Annotated in this window: 16 protein-coding genes; 7 read left to right on the top strand and 9 right to left on the bottom strand. The window is 61.2% G+C overall.

Annotated elements, in window-relative coordinates; genetic code table 11:
- A partial coding sequence (locus QZY67_RS05265; protein ID WP_295368877.1) for an ATP-binding cassette domain-containing protein occupies positions 1-735 on the bottom strand: 735 nt, incomplete at its 3' end.
- Positions 736-934: 199 nt separating this feature from the next.
- On the opposite strand from QZY67_RS05265, the gene QZY67_RS05260 reads away from it, so the two are divergent.
- On the top strand, positions 935-1,291 hold the full coding sequence (locus tag QZY67_RS05260) for a DUF1622 domain-containing protein (protein ID WP_295368878.1): 357 nt from the start codon (positions 935-937) through the stop codon (positions 1,289-1,291).
- A 161-nt stretch (positions 1,292-1,452) separates the two neighbouring features.
- Here QZY67_RS05260 and QZY67_RS05255 read toward each other — a convergent pair whose 3' ends face one another.
- The gene (locus QZY67_RS05255) at positions 1,453-3,384 is read right to left on the bottom strand and encodes an Ig-like domain-containing protein (RefSeq protein ID WP_295368876.1); all 1,932 of its coding nucleotides are present in this window, start codon (positions 3,382-3,384) and stop codon (positions 1,453-1,455) included.
- Positions 3,385-3,576: 192 nt separating this feature from the next.
- Here QZY67_RS05255 and QZY67_RS05250 point away from each other — a divergent pair, with 192 nt between their 5' ends.
- Both QZY67_RS05250 and QZY67_RS05245 read left to right on the top strand, forming a co-directional pair.
- Entirely contained in the window at positions 3,577-4,398 is an 822-nt protein-coding gene (locus QZY67_RS05250; protein ID WP_295368875.1) for a putative RNA methyltransferase, read from the top strand.
- A gap of 71 nt (positions 4,399-4,469) precedes the next feature.
- Positions 4,470-6,107, top strand: a complete 1,638-nt coding sequence (locus tag QZY67_RS05245) for a potassium/proton antiporter (protein ID WP_294536227.1) — start codon at positions 4,470-4,472, stop codon at positions 6,105-6,107.
- A 74-nt stretch (positions 6,108-6,181) separates the two neighbouring features.
- Here the strand turns inward: QZY67_RS05245 and QZY67_RS05240 are convergent, their stop codons facing one another.
- The gene (locus QZY67_RS05240; RefSeq protein ID WP_295368874.1) at positions 6,182-6,769 is read right to left on the bottom strand and encodes a TetR/AcrR family transcriptional regulator; all 588 of its coding nucleotides are present in this window, start codon (positions 6,767-6,769) and stop codon (positions 6,182-6,184) included.
- A gap of 402 nt (positions 6,770-7,171) precedes the next feature.
- Between QZY67_RS05240 and QZY67_RS05235 the strand changes: the two genes are divergently transcribed.
- Positions 7,172-8,785 (top strand): CocE/NonD family hydrolase, encoded by a 1,614-nt coding sequence (locus QZY67_RS05235; protein ID WP_295368873.1) that lies wholly within the window; start codon positions 7,172-7,174, stop codon positions 8,783-8,785.
- 54 nt (positions 8,786-8,839) lie between these two features.
- Here QZY67_RS05235 and QZY67_RS05230 read toward each other — a convergent pair whose 3' ends face one another.
- Genes QZY67_RS05230 through QZY67_RS05220 form a run of 3 tightly spaced genes read right to left on the bottom strand, consistent with a single transcriptional unit; the run spans position 8,840 to position 11,654 of the window.
- Entirely contained in the window at positions 8,840-9,322 is a 483-nt protein-coding gene (locus tag QZY67_RS05230; RefSeq protein WP_295368872.1) for a GtrA family protein, read from the bottom strand.
- An 8-nt stretch (positions 9,323-9,330) separates the two neighbouring features.
- Positions 9,331-10,947: a hypothetical protein gene (locus tag QZY67_RS05225; RefSeq protein WP_295368871.1), complete on the bottom strand. Its 1,617-nt coding sequence runs from the start codon at positions 10,945-10,947 to the stop codon at positions 9,331-9,333.
- Positions 10,948-10,955: 8 nt separating this feature from the next.
- The gene (locus QZY67_RS05220; RefSeq protein WP_295368870.1) at positions 10,956-11,654 is read right to left on the bottom strand and encodes a glycosyltransferase; all 699 of its coding nucleotides are present in this window, start codon (positions 11,652-11,654) and stop codon (positions 10,956-10,958) included.
- Positions 11,655-11,918: 264 nt separating this feature from the next.
- On the opposite strand from QZY67_RS05220, the gene QZY67_RS05215 reads away from it, so the two are divergent.
- Positions 11,919-13,121 (top strand): DEAD/DEAH box helicase, encoded by a 1,203-nt coding sequence (locus QZY67_RS05215; protein ID WP_295368869.1) that lies wholly within the window; start codon positions 11,919-11,921, stop codon positions 13,119-13,121.
- A gap of 249 nt (positions 13,122-13,370) precedes the next feature.
- On the opposite strand, the gene QZY67_RS05210 is transcribed toward QZY67_RS05215, so the two are convergent.
- Positions 13,371-13,760 carry a hypothetical protein gene (locus tag QZY67_RS05210; RefSeq protein WP_295368868.1) on the bottom strand — a complete coding sequence of 130 codons (390 nt, stop codon included), beginning with the start codon at positions 13,758-13,760 and terminating at the stop codon, positions 13,371-13,373.
- A 147-nt stretch (positions 13,761-13,907) separates the two neighbouring features.
- Between QZY67_RS05210 and QZY67_RS05205 the strand changes: the two genes are divergently transcribed.
- Entirely contained in the window at positions 13,908-14,552 is a 645-nt protein-coding gene (locus QZY67_RS05205; RefSeq protein WP_295368867.1) for a DUF1847 domain-containing protein, read from the top strand.
- Positions 14,553-14,794: 242 nt separating this feature from the next.
- Here QZY67_RS05205 and QZY67_RS05200 read toward each other — a convergent pair whose 3' ends face one another.
- Both QZY67_RS05200 and QZY67_RS05195 read right to left on the bottom strand, forming a co-directional pair.
- Positions 14,795-15,124 (bottom strand): hypothetical protein, encoded by a 330-nt coding sequence (locus QZY67_RS05200; RefSeq protein WP_294537021.1) that lies wholly within the window; start codon positions 15,122-15,124, stop codon positions 14,795-14,797.
- 16 nt (positions 15,125-15,140) lie between these two features.
- A complete protein-coding gene (locus tag QZY67_RS05195; RefSeq protein WP_294537023.1) occupies positions 15,141-15,923 on the bottom strand; it encodes an SDR family oxidoreductase in 783 nt (260 codons plus the stop codon).
- Positions 15,924-16,383: 460 nt separating this feature from the next.
- On the opposite strand from QZY67_RS05195, the gene ytvI reads away from it, so the two are divergent.
- Entirely contained in the window at positions 16,384-17,571 is a 1,188-nt protein-coding gene (ytvI, locus tag QZY67_RS05190; protein WP_295368866.1) for a sporulation integral membrane protein YtvI, read from the top strand.
- Positions 17,572-17,761: the final 190 nt, after the last annotated feature.

Here is a 17,761-nt window from a genome sequence, read left to right as displayed (position 1 = left end):
CTGGGAGGCGTCGTACCAGAAGTCGTAGTTGCCCACATACATCTTGATCTTGTTGTAGTCGATGTCCACGATGTGGGTGCAGATGGTGTTGAGGAAGTGGCGGTCGTGGCTGACCACGATGACGGTGCCGGGGAAGTCCAGCAGGAAGTCCTCCAGCCAGTTGATGGCGTTGATGTCCAGGTTGTTGGTGGGCTCGTCCATCATCAGGATGTCCGGGCTGCCAAACAGGGCCTGGGCCAGCAGCACCTTCACCTTCAGGCGGCCGTCCACGTTCTCCATCACGTCATAGTGCATGGACACCGGGATGCCCAGGCCCTGGAGAATGCGGGACGCGTCGGATTCGGCCTCCCAGCCGCCCAGCTCGGCGTACTCCTCCTCCAGCTCGCAGGCCTTGATGCCGTCCTCCTCGGTCATCTCCTCCTTGGCGTAGAGGGCCTCCTTCTCCTTGCCGATGTCGTAGAGCCGCTGGTTGCCCATGATGACGGTGTCCATGACGGTGTACTGGTTGTAGGCGTTCTGGTCCTGCTTGAGGATGGACATGCGGGTTCTGGGCAGGATGGACACCTCGCCGCTGGTGGGCTCCAGCTCGCCGGAGAGAATTTTCAGAAAGGTGGACTTGCCTGCGCCGTTGGCGCCGATGATGCCGTAGCAGTTGCCCTTGACGAACTGCAGATCCACATGGGAGAAGAGGGGCTGGCCGCTGTATGCCAGGCCCAGGTCGGTAACTGTGATCATGTCGCACTCCTTGAAATATAGTAATATCTACATGCGGCAGACATTGTATCACATTTGCGGAAAAAAGGATAGAGAAACCGCAGGAAAAATCTCTTGCCCGGCAGAAAATCCCTTGTGCAATTTCCTGTCACCCGGTATAATGGCAAAAAAGCCGCCTCCGGGGGCAATATGGGAAAAGCGAGGGAACACAATGGAGTGGATGGAGTATCTGCATGCCGCCCTGGAAATCGCCGTGGAGCTTGGCATCATGCTGTTTGAGTGGGTGGGTGTGGCCGTGCTGCTGGTGTCCGGCGTGCTGGGCGTGGTGCACTACGTGAAGCGGGACCCGGAGACACGCCTGAAGCTGGCCCAGGGCCTGGCCATGGCCCTGGAGTTCAAGCTGGGCGGCGAGATTCTCCGCACCGTGGTGGTGCGGGACCTGAGCGAGATCGCCCTGGTGGGCGCCATCATCCTGCTGCGGGCGGCCCTCACCTTCCTCATCCACTGGGAGATTAAGAACGAGGAGGCGGCCCTGCCCGAGGCGGGCTGCCCGGACCGTGGGGAGAAAACAGAATAAACGGAACAGCAGCCAGACCGGCGGCGGGTCAAAGGGCCGCCGCCGGTCTCAGCGTTTCAGAAAGCCTGAGCGGAAAGCGCCCGCCCCGCATGGAATTAAATGCCCCGGAAGCCTTGCGGGGCAAGACTTCCGGGGCGCAGGTTACGCGGGGGAAAAGGGCTTCAGGGCACAAACTCCAGGGTGTAGGCGTGGCCTTCGGAGAGGATGACATAGCTGTCCGGGCTGTAGCCGGAGGGGACATAGGTAAAGGCCCCCTCCGCCCCGTCCAGGATGATGTCGGCCCTGGTCACCCGCTCTCCTGTGGCGTCGTCGGTGATCTCAAAATAGAGGAGAATCTGGGACGTTCCGGGGCGCATGTAGTCTATCGTACCCTCCAGCCGCAGGCGGAGTCCGTCGCCGTAGTCATAGGAACCCCCGGTGACAGTGACCTGATAGGCCAGCTCCCCGTTGGAGCCGTAGCCCTCCACGGTGACGGGGAAGCTGGGCAGGGACAGCTCCATGGGGGAGAGGGCCTCAATGACGGTGATGGTCTTGGAGATGACGGTGCCGTCGGTGAGGATGGCGGAGATGGTGGTGGTGCCCGGCTTGAGACCGTCCACGCCGGCCACAAGGCCGGAGCTGAAGTTGGAGGCCACGCCCAGCCGGGCCACCTCCGGGTTGGAGTTCTCCCACAGCTGCACGCCCAGGGACGGGTCGTAGGACTTGACCTGCTCAACACTGACGTCCATCCAGTCGCCCACCCGGATAGTATCCTCGCAGTCGATGATGACGTCGGGGGAGGCCTCGTTGACCTCCAGCCGCACGGAACCGCTGGCGTCCGCCGTCTGGAAACGGAGGATGAAGTCCCCGGCCCGATGGAAGGTAACGCGGACTGTGGAGGCGCCCGCCTCCGGGTCGGCGTCCAGCACCTCCAGCACGGCGGCGGAGGCGGGGGCGGGCACATACTCCCGATCCACGATTTCCTCCAGCTCCCAGGAGATGTGCTTGTCGGCGGCGGTGTGCTCGGGCATCACTTTGGCGGTAAACTCTTCCGGATCCTCCGCCCACATCTCATAGCTGCGGTATACCGGCTCCCCGCTGCCGTCGTAGAGCTCCAGGTAGCTGTTGGTATCGATGACGGTGACGGTGGCGGAGGCGGACATGGCGCCGTCCGCGGAGGTGGCGGTAATGACCGTGGTGCCGCAGGACACCTTGTGAATATTCCCGATGAGGTGTTCATTTTCCATCCATATGGATTGGGAGTGAGGGGAGACGGTGGCCACCTCCGGATTGGAGGAGGTCCAGGTGAGTTCCGGGTCGGGGGCGTCCTCCGGCAGGCCGCACAGCCACAGCGCAGGGATGATATTGTCAGCCAGATTACAGATCAGGATGTTGTGGCTCAGGGCCACGCCGCCCTTGCAGTTTTTGAGCAGGCCGGCGTCAACGCCCTGCTGGGGCGTGATGCCCTTGTTGCGAACCAGCTGGTCCACCAGCAGGCCATCGCCGCCGGCGCACATGGCCCCCAGGGCGTTCCAGGCCCAGACGGCGGCGGTCCCCCGGGTGAAGGTCCCGGGGCTGGCGGGGTCGTATTCGGTGATGCCCAGGGCGTTGGACAGGGTCCAGGGGCTGTCCCACTGGAAGTCGGTGCCGTCCTCATATCCCATGGCCCGGAGCACCAGGGTCAGGTACTGGGCGGCGTCCATGGGCAGCATGGAGCCGAAAACCGTCTCCGAGGTGCCCTTGGTGTAGCCCTTGCTGTAGGCGTAGCCCACGTAGGACACAGCCCAGCCCGGCACGTCGGTAAAGGGGCTCTTCCAGCCGCCGTGGCTGCCCTGGTACTCCTGGCCCAGCAGGCGCACCAGCAGGGTCACGCCCTCCACCCGTGTTGGAGTGCGGGCCAGGTCAAAGTCGGGGGCGCCGCCGGCGGTGGTCCCAACGCCCTGGAACAACCCCATGGCGTTGAGCTTCTCCGCCGCCGCCTGCCCGGCGGTGACGGGGAGGATGAGACTGGGGTCGGTGACGTCCATCGGGCTGGTCCCCGCCGCTCCGGCGGGGGCGGCCAGGCCCAGGACAAGGGCCAGGGCCAGCAGCAGGGGTACAAAGCGTCTCTTCATCATAACCATCCTTTCCAAAACGCTGGGAATATGCTTCCTCTTATAGGTCTATTTTAGCGAGACGGCCGTGAAAAGTAAACGATGCTGCCTGCATAGTCCCTCCGGCTTGCGGCAGTCCGCTTCATCATGCTATAATACAAAAGTACATCAGAGCATATCCCGGCCCCAGGGCCGCCGGAAAAGAGGAATTTTATGGAGAGTATGTTCCGCTGCCCCCTCTGCGCCGCCCCCCTGGAGCGGCGGGACGGGGCCTACGCCTGCCCCAGGGGGCACAGCTTTGATATTTCCCGGGAGGGGTATGTCCACCTCCTCCCCGCCAATCAGAAGCACTCCAAAGCCCCCGGGGACGACAAGGAGATGGCCGCCGCCCGGAACCGCTTCCTCTCCGCCGGCTATTACATCCACCTGCGGGAGGCGCTGGAGCAGCTGGCCCTCCAATACGCCGGGGACACGCCCCGGGTACTGGACTCAGGCTGCGGCGAGGGGTACTACACCGCAGGCATCCATGACGCCCTCGCCGCCGCCGGGCGGAGCGTGACCATGGCGGGGGTGGACATCTCCAAGTTCTGCCTCCGCTGGGCGGCCAGGCGGACCAGAGACGTGGAGTTCGCCGTGGCCTCGGCCTACCATCTGCCGCTGGAGGACGGGAGCGCAGACCTGCTGGTAAACTGCTTCTCCCCCCTGGCAGCGGACGAATTCCGGCGGGTCCTGGTCCCCGGCGGAGTGTTCCTCTATGTGGTGCCAGCCGCCGACCACCTGTGGGAGCTGAAGGAAGTGCTCTACGACAGGCCCTATCGGAACCCGGAGGAGGCTATTCCCTACGAGGGCTTTGACTATCTGGACATTGTGAAGGCCGGGAAAACCATTATTCCCCGCGGCCAGGACCTGGCCGACCTGTTCCGCATGACCCCCTACTACTGGAAGACGCCCAAAGAGGGCGGCGCGCGGCTCTCCGATCTGGAGGAGCTGACCGTGCGGGCCAATTTCTGCGTCCACGTGTTCCGCCGCCGGTGAGCATGCTCCGGCCCCGGCGGGCATACGCGCGCCCAGCGGGCCGGAGACATCACACACTGCGAGGTTTTGAAATGAATGCTGCCTTCCTCCTGATTGGAATTGTCATTGTAATCTGCATCCTGATGGATCGCTTTGTGGAGAAGCTGCCCATCCCGCCGCTGCTGGTCTTCATTGCCCTGGGCATGTGCTTTGGGGAGAACGGCCTGCTGCGCATTCCCTTTGACGACTACGAGGCCGTCAACCTGATCTGCTCGGCCAGCCTGGTGTTCATTATGTTCTACGGCGGCTTCGGCACCAACCTGAAGGCCGCCCGGCCGGTGGCGGCCCCCGCCGTGGTGCTGTCCACCCTGGGGGTGGCGGGCACCGCCGGGGCGGTGGGCCTCTTCGCCCACTTTGTCCTCAGGCTGCCCTGGCTGGAAAGCCTGCTCATCGGATCAGTCGTCTCCTCCACCGACGCGGCCACGGTGTTCAACATCCTCCGGTCCAAGAAGCTGGCCCTCAAGAACCACACAGACTCCCTGCTGGAGGTGGAGTCGGGCTCCAACGACCCCATGTCCTACATGCTGACCGCCGTTTGCATTGCCCTCCTGTCCGGCCGGCAGGTGTCCATCCCCCTGCTGCTGGTTCAGCAGCTGGCACTGGGGATCGGGGCTGGGCTGCTGATGGGCCGTATAGCGGTGTGGATTCTGGGAAAGAGCCTGCTCGCCACCCAGCAGAGCCGCACCGTGTTCCTCTTCGGCGTGGTGCTCCTCTCCTACGCCCTGCCCGCCATGTGGGGCGGAAACGGGTACCTGAGCGTGTACCTGTGCGGCATCCTGCTGGGCAACGCCAGAATGGCCCAGAAGAAATACCTGGTTCACTTCTTTGACGTGGTCACCGGCGTGGCCCAGGTGATCATCTTCTTCCTGCTGGGCCTGCTGGTGACGCCGGTCCAGCTGCCCCAGGTTCTGCTGCCCGCCCTGGCGATTATGATTTTCCTCACCGTCCTCGCCCGCCCGCTGGTCACCGGCGTACTGCTGCTGCCCTTCCGCCCCTCGCTGGGGCAGGTGGGGGTGGTGTCCTGGGCCGGACTGCGGGGCGCGGCCTCCATCGTGTTCGCCATCTCGGCGGTGCTCAGCGGCATTGAGACCACCTATAACCTCTACAACCTGGTATTCTGCATCGTCCTCCTCTCCATGCTCATCCAGGGCACCCTGCTGCCCCGGGTGGCGGGGGCCCTGTCCATGATTGACGAGCACGGAGACATCAGCAAGACCTTCACCGACTACCAGGAGGAGCGCGACATCAGCTTCATCAAAATCCACCTGGGGTCCGGCCACCCCTGGCTGGGCCGCGCCCTGCGGGAGCTGTCCCTCCCGTCGGATCTGCTGGTTGTCATGGTGGTGCGGGGGGAGCGCACCATTGTGCCCAACGGCGGCACCAGGCTGGAGGAGGGGGATCTGCTGGTGCTGGCGGCCTACCCCTTTGAGGAGCGGGAGCACCTGCGCCTGAGCGAGATGGCGGTGGAGCGGGGGCACCGGCTATCCGGCCGCACCCTGGCGGACATCGCCTCGGCGCCCGATGCCCCCAAGTACCTGATTGTGCTGATTCAGCGGGGCCAGGAGACGGTTATCCCCACGGGGAGCACGGTCATCCAGCCCGGGGATGTGCTGATTCTGGCCGAGTCGGGCGCCAGGCCCAAGCTCCAGGACGGGGCGCCCGAAGCATAAGATGCCGGGCGGAAGGCCCGGGAAGGGGTTCTCTCCGGCGCCGCCAGAGAGAACCCCTTTTACATGTGCCGCGGTCAGCCCTGAAGCGAGATGGTGGAGCTATGGAGCGCATCAAACAGATGGATAAAATCCTCAGGACCCTCGCTGAAATTTCGCTCTGCCCAGTATTCCAAAATTTCCAGTAGTTGGGCGGCCAGCATGCGCAGGTAATAATCATAAACCACTCCTCGCTTAAGTGGGCGTACCTTCCCACCGGGGAGCGTCTGCACAACCTGGTGATCCCGGCAGTAGCCCTGGAAGCAGAGAAAGAACTGCTTCCGGAAGGTGAGATAGTTGTGCGTGGAGAGGAAGAAACGGATGTCGTCGGAGGTGGAAGCCACATAGGCGCATACCTCATCTTCCAGTTTTTGCTGATGCTCAGAACTGATGCTATGGGCGGTTTCTCCCGGGGGTATGGAGAGAATGCGCAGATATTGCTTGCAGAAGTCGGAAATCATTTCCTCCAGCACCGCCTGAGTGCTTTCAAAGTGGTAGTAGAACGTGGAGCGGTTGACCCCAGCCGTAGATACCAGCTTGGAAACAGATACCTCAGCCACGGGCCGGTCTGTGGCCAACTTATACAAGGCGCGGTAGAGTTTTTCTTTTGTTCTGTTGCGGTACATGGTAAACCTTCCTTCCGACAAAACAGAGAAATTTGTTGTGACAGGCGGCAAGATTGTTCTGAACAAAATGCATCAAATTAACGATTGTAAAGACGATAAAATTATGCAAAAATTATACTACAGGGCAAGAACCTTGACAACACTCCTGTCGGAGTAAGTAGAAAGAAGTCATAAGCCGAGGACAGAAAAGGAGGAAACATGAAAAAAGCAGTCATTGCAGCTCTGGGAATATCTTTTGCGCTGACACTTTCCGCGTGTGAGACTCCAACCACAAAAGTACCTTCGTCCCCTTCTGCATCTCTACCGCCCACCGAGGCGGTAAGTCCTGTACCCTCTCCCAACGTAGCGGCGCAGGAGGCAATTCCATGCTGCGGCGGCTATGCCACTGTGGAGTTTGTACCCATGGAGGACGGTACGGAAATCTGCTGCCTGGTAGTCACCCCGGAGAAGGAGGGGAAATTCCCCACCGTCATTACCCAGAACTGCTATCAGGCGGCAACGGAGGAGTTTACCGCCGAGTACTTTGAATCCTGTGTGGCGGACAGCTCGGCCTTTGTGGAGGCGGGGTACGCCTTTGTCATGATCCAGACCAGAGGCACTGCCAACAGCCAGTACGAAAGCTTCCTGGCCTATATCCACGACACAGATGACGAACTGCAGGTAATGGACTGGATCCGCCAGCAGGACTTCTACAACGGGGAACTCTTCTGCAATGGTATGAGCTACATGGGCTTTACGTCCATGTCCCACCTCTATGCACCTCACGATGACATCAAGGCCATCTCCATGCAGTGCCCGGTGAGCACCCGGTATGATGCATGGTACCAGAACGGATTCATCAAAATCGGCCTTATGGGCTACTGGCAGGCCATGATGCACCGACCGGCCGGCTTTGAGGGCACTGCTCTGGGCAACACCATGGATATGACGCTGTTCAACACATTCCCCTACATCGACTGGCCGGTGGAGATGTACAGTGAGCAGGATGCGTACTGGACCGGTATCCTTACTCATCCTGAGGACGGAGACTGGTGGCGGACAGAGGCTGCCGGCTCCTATATCTACGATGCCATTGCCGGTATTGACATCCCGGTTTTGCTCTATGAAAACTTCTATGACATCTTCTACGAGGATAGCAACGCCATCTGGAACAGCTTCTCTGCCGAACAGAAAGCTCAGTCGGCCTTTTTGGTCAGCCAGTTTGGCCACAGCTATACCGGCAGCGAGGACTGGCCTCTTAATGTGGGAACCTCCACCACACCCAATTACTATGCCGACTACGTGGTAGATTTTTTTGACAGCGTGCGTAACGGTACCGAACCCACCGCGGTGGAGCTGGGCGCTGTGACCTATTACCCCGTAGACGGGGAGCAGTGGTTTACCGAGCCGGACGCGCTGACCGACGGCAGTCAGGAGCATGTGCTCTACCTGAACCAGAACACCCTGGACCAGCAGGCCGGGGAAGTGACGGCCATGACCTATACCTACGACCCCAGCAACCCCGCTGTGTTCCAGGCCAGTGACGAAAACGGCGGCAACGGTACCAACGGCTACAATGGGCTGGCGGCGGAGGCTGAGCCGGGCAGCCGGCAGGACATCCTCACCTTCCTGAGCGCCCCTGTGGAGGAAGAGACTTATATCAAGGGCACCCTGAGTGCACAGCTGGAGGTTTCTTCCGACTGCGAGGATACCTGCTTCCTGGTCCGCATCTACGTGGTCAAGGACGGCGTGGCCTACAACCTGCGGGAGGACATTACCTCCCTGAGCTATCAGCTGGGGGACTATACGCCCGGCGAACAGGTAACGCTGGAATTTGAGACCGGGCCGGTGGTGTGCAAGCTCAATCCCGGCGACTCTATCCGGGTAGACGTCTCCTCCTCCGCGGCCGGCATGTACTCCATCCATACCAATGTGGCAGGCAACCAGTGGGAGATCAGCCAGCCTGTGGTGGCACAGAATACGGTATATACCGGCAGTTCCTTTATCCGCTACTGCACCGAAAATCTGGATGCATAATGATGAAATGAGCAAAAAAAGGTTCCCTCTCCACTGGAGAGGGAACCTTTTTGCTCACTTGAACACCCAGAACTTGTTCATCAGGTAGTTGTAGAACATGGTGACGCAGGTGTTGGGAATTTTGGCGGCCAGAGGAATAAGTCCGGCGGGGATAAGCCCGGCAAAGGCGGGCAGTTTGAGAATGGACATGAAGATGGACAGGCCGATGGAGGAAATGATAAGGAAACCGCAGCTGGTCACAATATACCGGCCCACCTCCCGGCGGGTGAGGGGCTCTTTCTTCTGAAAGGTCCAGAGCTTGTTCCAGATAAAACTGTGGATGTTGGCCACCACGTAGGAGATGGCATTGGAGAGATAGGGACCGGCCACGATAGTCATGCCCAGCAGCACCACGGTGGGGCCGTCCTTGATGACGAACCGGTTGAGGAGGTAGAAGACCACAAAGTCCACCAGGGTGTTGAGTACGCCGATGAAGCCGAATTTGATAAACCGCTTCAGGTCAAAGACCTCTATGAGATGGAGAATTTTTTCTTTCATGATTCACCTTAGCTTCCGGCGGGCACAAGGCGGCCGGCGCCGTTTTCTTCTTGGGCGGCGGCCAGCGTATCGCCGCCCGCCGTCTGGATTTCATAGACGCCCTCCCCGGCGGGGACGGCCATCACCGACTGGACGGTGCCGGTTTTGTGGTCATACCACAGCAGGGCGCCGAATTCGGTGAGGCTGCCGGTGTAACGCCCGCCCATGGGCACGGGGGTGGCGGCGGGGAACGCGGGGGTGTCCGCCGCCCAGGACAGCAGGCCCGCCAGGGCCCAGGCGCTCTCGGTGGCGCCGTGGATGTGCTCATGGTAGAGGAAGTTCTGCTCGCTCAGGTAGTTGGGCTCCAGGTTGAGCACGGCGATGGCGCCCTCGTCCCCCTCCACCGCGGCCGTGATGGCCCTGGCCGCCCGCTGGTCGGCCTGGGTGGTGGCGCGGTAATCGTGGAGCTCGCTGACCGCCGCCACGGAGAACACCGCCGCGCACACCGCGCACACCGCGCCGGTGATCAGCCCCCGGGCAGGGCACCTGGTCAGCAGCATGCTCCACGCCTCGTCCAGGAACAGGGCGATGCCGCAGAAGGAGAACACCGTGTTCCGCAATGCCACCGACGGGCTGGACAGCACGAAGAACAGCGTCACCGGCGCCAGGGCCATCAGGAAGCCCACCAGCAGGGCCCAGCGCCTGGGCAGGGCGGCCTCTCCCGCGGGCCGCTCCGCGGTGAAGCGGCGGGCAAACAGGAACAGCGCCGCGCACAGGGCCATCAGCACCAGCACCCACAGGAGGCTGAAGTCCTCGGCAATGCACGCCAGCCCCCGGCGAAAGCCGTCCACCAGGGTCTTGTATCCGCCGATGAGGAAGGATTCGCCGGTCTGACCGGCGGCGGAGAAAAACACCTTGTCCCACCCCTCCTGCCAGGGCAGGGTCAGCCTCAGGCGGCTGCCCAGCTGGCCGGTGGAGGTGGAGAAGTACCCGGTGAAGGCGAAGTAGATGCCCGCGTTGACAAAGGTGAGCAGGGAGAAAAGGCTCTTTTTGCGGTTGCCCCGGAAAAACTCGATGATGCCCACCAGCAGCACCCCGGTCACCGACAGCACCAGCCCCTGCTCGTAGAAGCAGAAGGAGATGAGCTGGGCGACAAAGTAGAGGGGCAGCCAGAGGGCCTTGCCCGTCCGGCACCACTTCTGGAACAGGTACATGGCCAGGGCCACGAAGAACAGGGAGGGCACCACCCGGTTGGACGCGGAAATCCAGTACGTCCCCTCCATGCCCAGGGGCAGCAGGGCGTACACCACCAGGAACAGATACCCGGTGCCGAAGTACTCCCCCCACACCCGGCGGAACAGGCAGGCCGAGGCGGCGTACATGGCGGAGATGAGGGCCACCGCCGCCATGAGGAAGGACCAGAAGCGGGACCAGAAGAAGTAGTCCATCACCGAGGCCAGAGGCCGGGAGGAGAGAAGGCCCATATCCAGGATAACCGCTTTGGCGGAGTAGTAGGCGGACTGGTTGTGGAGCTGGATATAGTCGTCCAGCTGGGGGTAGTAGGTGAAGCCGTAGTAGCAGAAGCGCAGCAGCACCAGGGCGAAGATCAGGGCAAAGACCAGCCAGGGCCGCTCCTTTTGCAACATGCGTCCCCTCATGCCCGGGCCACCAGCCGCCGGATGCGGAAGATATCCCGGAACATGCGGGCGCTGTCCCGGAGAATGTTGATCTTGGATTCCCGGTGGTTCACCACATGGACCGCCTCCTGCTCCACGGTGAGGCCCAGCTTCCGGGCCCGGAGCAGCACCTCGAAGTCAAAGGCGAAGCCGTCGGTGGAGCACTGGGAAAAGATGGCCCGGGCGGCGGCGCGGCGGTAGCCCTTGATGCCGCACTGGGTGTCGTAGGGCAGGCCGGAGAAGAGCCGCACCAGAAGGCCAAAGACCTTGGAGGTCAGCAGCCGGATGGGGGGATAACCCTGATAGCCCAACTTGTCCAGCCGCCGGGAGCCGATGCACAGGTCTGCCCCCGCCGCCAGCTTGTCCAGCATGGCGGGGATATTCTCCAGCCCGTAGGCCAGGTCGGCGTCGGTGCAGAACACATAGTCCCCTCTGGCCTCCAGCACACCCGTCCGGACGGCCTTGCCCTTGCCGCCGTTGGGGTGGTAGCCGGTGAGGCGGACGTGGCCGTCCTCAAAGGGCCGCACCAGATCGGCCATGTTGTCGGTGCTGCCGTCGTCCACGATGAGCAGCTCGTAGTCCGGGTCCATTTCCGCCAGCCGGGCCGTGACGGTGCGGAGGGTGGCCTCAATGATGCTGCTCTCATTATAGGCGGGGATGACCAGGGAAAGCTTCATGCTCCCGCGCCTCCTTCCAGTTCTCATACTATAACAGAGTAACATTGTATCCGCTCGCCTCCCGAATGTCAAGAAACACAGGCGCCAATATCCGTTGCATATTTGCGCCTGATATGTTACACTATTGACCGAATACAGGAGAAAATATCCATTTCTCCGTTGATTTGGGGTCGCGCCTGGCCGGGTGGGCGGGCGTTGAGGCTGAAAGGGTTCTTTTCGCCTTGTGGGGACCTTGAATCAGGGCAAAAAGAAAGGAATATCAGCATGGAAATCAACGGCGAACAGGTAAATGAAGTTGTCAACTACGCGGACCTGGGCCTCTCGGCCGAGGTCATGAAGGCCATTGACAAAAAGGGCTACGTCCGGGCCACCCCGGTCCAGGCGGGCGCCATCCCCTACTTTATGGAGTGGCGGGACGTGATTGCCAAGGCCCCCACCGGCACGGGCAAGACCTTTGCCTTCGGCATCCCCATGGTGGAGCACATCGACCCGGAGAGCGACGCGGTGCAGGCACTGGTGCTGGCCCCCACCCGGGAGCTGGCCCTCCAGATCCAGGACGAGCTGCGGGACCTGTGTGAGTTTAAGGAGGGTGTGCGCTCGGTGTGCCTGTACGGCGGCGCGCCCATTGAGAAGCAGATTACCACCCTGAAGAAGCACCCCCAGATTGTGGTGGCCACTCCCGGCCGCCTCATGGACCACATGAAGCGGCGCACGGTGAAGCTGGACAAGGTGGAGACCGTGGTGCTGGACGAGGCCGACCGGATGCTGGACATGGGCTTTATCCACGACGTGACCCGCATTCTGGACCAGATCAAGTCCCGGAAGAACCTGGGCCTCTTCTCCGCCACCATCTCCCGGGAGGTGATGGACATCTCCTGGGTGTACCAGCGGGACCCGGTGGAGATCGTGGTGCGGCCCGACGAGGAGAACAGGCCGGACATCCAGCAGTACCGCATCGACCTGGAGGGCCGGGGGGACAAGCTGGAGACCATGGTAGCCCTCCTCACCCACGGCGGATACGAGCGGGCCATTGCCTTCTGCAACACCAAGAACATGACCGACCGGCTCTCCGGCCTGCTCCAGATGCGGGGCATCTCCGCCCAGGCCATCCACGGGGACATCCAGCAGCGCATCCGGGAAAAGACCCTCCAGGCCTTCCGGGACGGGAAAATACGGGTGCTGGTGGCCACCGACGTGGCCGCCCGGGGCCTGGACATCGACGACGTGGACGCGGTCTTTAACTACGACGTGCCCGACGAGATTGAGTACTACATCCACCGCATCGGCCGTACCGGCCGGGCAAAGCGCCACGGCGTGGCCTACTCCCTGGTGGTGGGCATCACCGAGCAGATGAGGATGGAGCAGATCGCCAAAAACACCCGCTCGGACATCACCGTCCTCAAGTACGACAGGGACGGCTGCCTGGTGCCCGCCGACGGCAGCCCCGTCCAGGACCCCAGAAAATAAAGCCACAGTCGGAAAAAGGTGCAGCGCACCTTTTTCGAGCGGGATGCAGTCCGCTGCGCGCAGCCCTTGGCCGCATTAGGCGGACAAGGGCCACACTTGCGGCCTGAGCAGTGTTTTCTCCGAGGCGCATGTCCCCGGAGAAAACAGATTTCATTTCCTTCGCGCCTGCGGGCGCGAACTCTGCGAGGCGTTTACGGCAAATGGAAAAAGCCCGGCGCGAAGCGTTTCGCGCCGGGCCGTTTGACTTGCCTACGGGGAGAGAATTACAATTTTGAAGCAGTTGACATAGGTATACACCGGCTCGTAAATCATAAGGCTTTGCGCCCTGACCCGGATGGGCTGCCCCGCCTTCAGCTCCACGCCTTCGGTCAGGTTCAGCGCCTGGCCATCCTCATCAGTGATTCTGGTGTCTTGAGAGATATTAATACGCTGTTCCTCCCCGTCCTCTACCAGAATGTAGACGTAGTCCTGTCCGCTCTCCCCCAGAAGAAGCGTATCCTCCTTTACCACGGCGTCAAAGGTGATTTTTCCCGCGTTGGCGTCCATATAGCAGACGTACAGAATCAGGGCGGCAATGCCCAGCAGGACGAGGACGGCGGCCAGGCGGCGGGCCAGGCGCTCAAGGGAAGCTTGCTTCATGTCATGGCTCCTTTCTTGGGTTGGCGGACGCTGCTTTTATATGGACCATTCTTCGGATATATTATATGAAAAATATCGAAATTTGTAAATAATTTTATCAATTTTTTACAATTCTTTATTCAGCATGACAGAGAGGAGCGCTGCGCAATGGACAAGGAAATCATCCGCTCCTGCGCCGACTGCGGCGTTGCGGGCTGCAAGCGTCAGACGTCGGAGGGGCGGCCCCCCTTCTGCCTGACCGAGCACATGGACAAGCAGGCCATGGACGAGGCCATGGAGGCCTACCACGAAGCGGAAAACCACAGGGTCATGACCACGGCGGCGGATGTGGAGTACGAGGGCTACTGCCGCTGGACCCGTATCCGGGAGATTGTGGAGTTTGCACGCCGGATGGGCTATCACAAGCTGGGCATTGCAACCTGCGTGGGATTGCTCCATGAGGCCCGGATTGCCGCGGGCATCCTCCGCAGCCACGGCTTTGAAGTGTACGGCGCGGCCTGCAAGGCGGGGGCGGTGCGCAAGACGGCGGTGGGCATCGCCCCCGAGTGCGAGTCCATCGGCCCCAACATGTGCAACCCCATCCTCCAGGCCAAGCTGCTCAATAAACAGGGCACGGAGCTGAACATTGTGGTGGGCCTGTGTGTGGGCCACGACAGCCTGTTCTACAAGTACTCCCACGCCCTGTGCACTACTCTGGTGACCAAGGACCGGGTCACCGGCCACAACCCCGCCGCCGCGCTGTACACGGCGGAGTCCTACTACAAAAGCCTCTACGGCCCTGAGAAGGCGTAAACGACAACATCCCCGCCCCGGAAGCTCCGGGGCGGGGATGTTCTGCATATGGGGAAAGCCTCGCAGAGTTCGCGCCCGCAGGCGCGAATCAGGTAAAATCCATTTTCTCCGGCGGCATGTGCGGCGGAGAAAATTCTTCTCAGGCTGCAAGCGTGGAACCCGCCCGCTTTCGGCGGACAGGTTCTGCGCGCGGCAGCCTGCATCCCGCTCGCAAAAGGTGCTTTGCACCTTTTGCGACTGTCTTACGCGGGCCGGATGACCATTTCCTTGATGAGGCCGGTGGTGGGATCGTAGCTCTCAATGTTGGCCACGGCGTGGTTGATGATGCCGCCGTAGCTGATGTAGAAGTTGACGGTCCGCTCGTCCACAATCCGGGGGCTGGACACGGACAAGCCGCCCAGAATGAACTTGTTGTGGTAAAACATGTCCATGGCCCGGCGGCCGTAGACGAAGAAGTTGGGCGTACCCTCGGGCGTGCAGTAGTCAAACAGCCGGCACTGGCTGGCAAAGCACTGGGACATGGCTTTGTAGTCCTTTTTCTCCATGGCGTGAATGAAATCCGCAATCAGCATATCAATAAACCCCCTCTTAATAGACCTTTTCGGAATTGAGCAGCGCGTCGGTGCCGCCGTCCACAAAGAGCACCACGCCGTTGATGCCGTGGGCCAGAGGCGAGGAGAGGAAGATGATGGCGTTGGCGATGTCCTCCGAGCTCATCAGCGGGTCGTTGGTGCCGTAGTTGATGGGCACGGGAAGGGCCTCCACCGCCACCATGTGCTCCGGGGAGAGCTTGGCGGTCATGGCGGTACGCACGTTGCCGGGGGCCACCGCGTTGATGCGCACGCCGTGGGCGCCCCAGTCGGCGCTCATGCGGCGGGCCCAGCGGGCCAGGGCGTACTTGGTGGCGGCGTAGAAGGAATGGGCGGTCTTGGGGTCGTAGTCCTTCACCAGGGCCAGAATGCGCTCCTCGTCGGCCTGGTTGTTCAGCATGCCCACCACGTCCATCCGGGCCGCGCCCTGGGCGATGGTGTTGGAGGAGGTGACCACGCAGGAGCCCCGCTTTTTCTGAAGCAGCTCCAGGGCGCCGGAGGCCATGGCGGTGGCGCCGAAGTAGTTCAGGGAGATGATAAGGGGGATATTCCCGCTGGCGCCCGACACGCCCGCGTTGCAGATCATGGCGTCAATGCCGTCGGGATAGCGGTCGTACAGCGCCCGCAGGGCGGAATCCCGGCCCTCAACCGTGGCCAGGTTGGCGGAGATGTCCCCGTTCTTCAGGTCGATGTTGACGGTCTCGTGTCCCTGCTCCTTCAGCTTGGACACGATCTGGGCCCCGATACCGCTGGAGCCGCCGGTTACCACGTAAATACCCATGTTCAACGCCTCACTCTTTCATATTTTGCCGGTTCGGTGGGAGGAGAGAGATTGATATAAAAATGCTTTCTCTTGTCCTTAACTTGAGTATACCTGTCTTTCCAGAAAAGTCAACACTTGTTTAATAAGTTTATTTTTTAACTTACAATTGAGAAAAATAAAACAATTTTAGATGAAAAAGTAATATATTCGATAGATATTTCACAAACGAAAAAACGGCCCCTCCCGCTCAAGGACGAGGATAAAAACGCGGGCAAATACCTCCTGGAACACGTCCTCGCTGTCCTGAATGTGGCGGGTGCGGGCCAGGGAAAGTTTTGCAAAGTTTTTGAAAATATTCATGGATTCTTGATGTTCCCACCGGAGCGCCGTGCTACAATGGGACATATACTGCGGCGGGGCGCCGCACGGAGGCCCTTCCTGCGGGGAAGGGCCGGGAAATACATAAGGAGGAATTGCTGTGAATGGGAAAGAGCTGACCTGGCGGGAGCGGGGGCGGCTGTGGCTGCGGCTGGGCATCCGGCTGGCCGGGACGATTCTGGTGGTGCTGTTTCTGGTGTACGGCGCACCGCCGCTGCTGGGGCTGCTGATGCCCTTTGTGCTGGCGCTGGTGCTCACCTGGGTGCTCAATCCGGTCATTCTCAGGGTGCAGCGGCGGTTCGGCGGGTCCCGGAAGGCCCTGTCCCTGGTGCTGCTGATTCTGATTTTCACCGTGGCGGGGGGCGTGCTGGCGGCGCTGGTGTACAGCGTTGTCAGCGAGGTGGCCTCCCTGGTGATGAACTGGCCCTCCATCTGGGCGGGCAGCCTTCAGCCCGCCATTGCTGGCCTGGAGGAATTTCTCTTCGGCCTTTTTTCCGGCCTGCCCGCTCAGGTGAACGAGGCGGTCACCGGCGCGCTGGACAAGGTAGTGGACTGGCTGAACCAGATGATCCCTGACATGCTCAGCCATGTGGGCAGTGCGGCGGGCTCTTTTGCCTTCAGCATTCCCTCCTTTGCGGTTGGGCTGGTCATCTTTGTCATGGCCGCTTACTTCATCGCCTCCGACTATCCCCGCCTCCGCCTCATGGTCACCGGCCGCCTCTCCCCCGGCGTCCGGGACTTTTTCGGCAGCGTCAAGCGCACGGCGGTGGCCGCCTTCGGCGGCTATGTGAAGGCCCAGCTGATTTTGTCCGTGGCTATTTTCTTTATCCTGCTGGCGGGCTTTGTGGTCATTCGGCAGCCCTACTCGGTGCTGCTGGCCTTCCTGCTGGCGGTGCTGGACTTTATCCCAATCGTGGGCTCGGGCACCGTCATGGTCCCCTGGGCGGTGGCCGACCTGTTCCTGGGCGAATACCGCCACGCGGTGGAGCTGATGGTCATCTGGGGCATCATCGCCCTGTTCCGCCGGGGGGCCGAGCCCAAGGTAGTGGGCGACCAGACCGGCCTGTCCCCCATTCTCTCCCTCATCAGCATCTATGTAGGCATGAAAATTGCCGGTGTGGCCGGCATGATCCTGGGTCCGGTGCTGTGCATGGTGATCATCAACATCGGCCGGCTGGGGGTGCTGGACGGGACCCTCTCCGACCTGCGTCTGGCCGCCGGAGACCTGGCCGCCATTCTGAAAAACCGCCCCGCGCCTGAAACTCAGCGGGAGAATAAGGGGACATAATGGCACAACTGAGCCGATTCCTTAAACTTTTTTAAGCCTAAAGCGAAAAAAGCGCTCCGCCGGGAAAAATATTACGGCAGCCGGTGAAAGTTCAAATTTCATTTTATCTTTCTTCACGCTTTGGACATAAATTCCGGTTATGCTTAGTCCCGTAAAAAGGAAACGGGTCAGAAACCCGCCGAGAGAGCAT

Origin of the sequence: uncultured Pseudoflavonifractor sp. (assembly GCA_904419835.1) — a bacterium.
GTDB lineage: Bacteria > Bacillota > Clostridia > Oscillospirales > Oscillospiraceae > Pseudoflavonifractor.
Note: the sequence above shows the minus strand (reverse complement) of the source record. Positions and strands in the feature narration are given on the sequence as shown.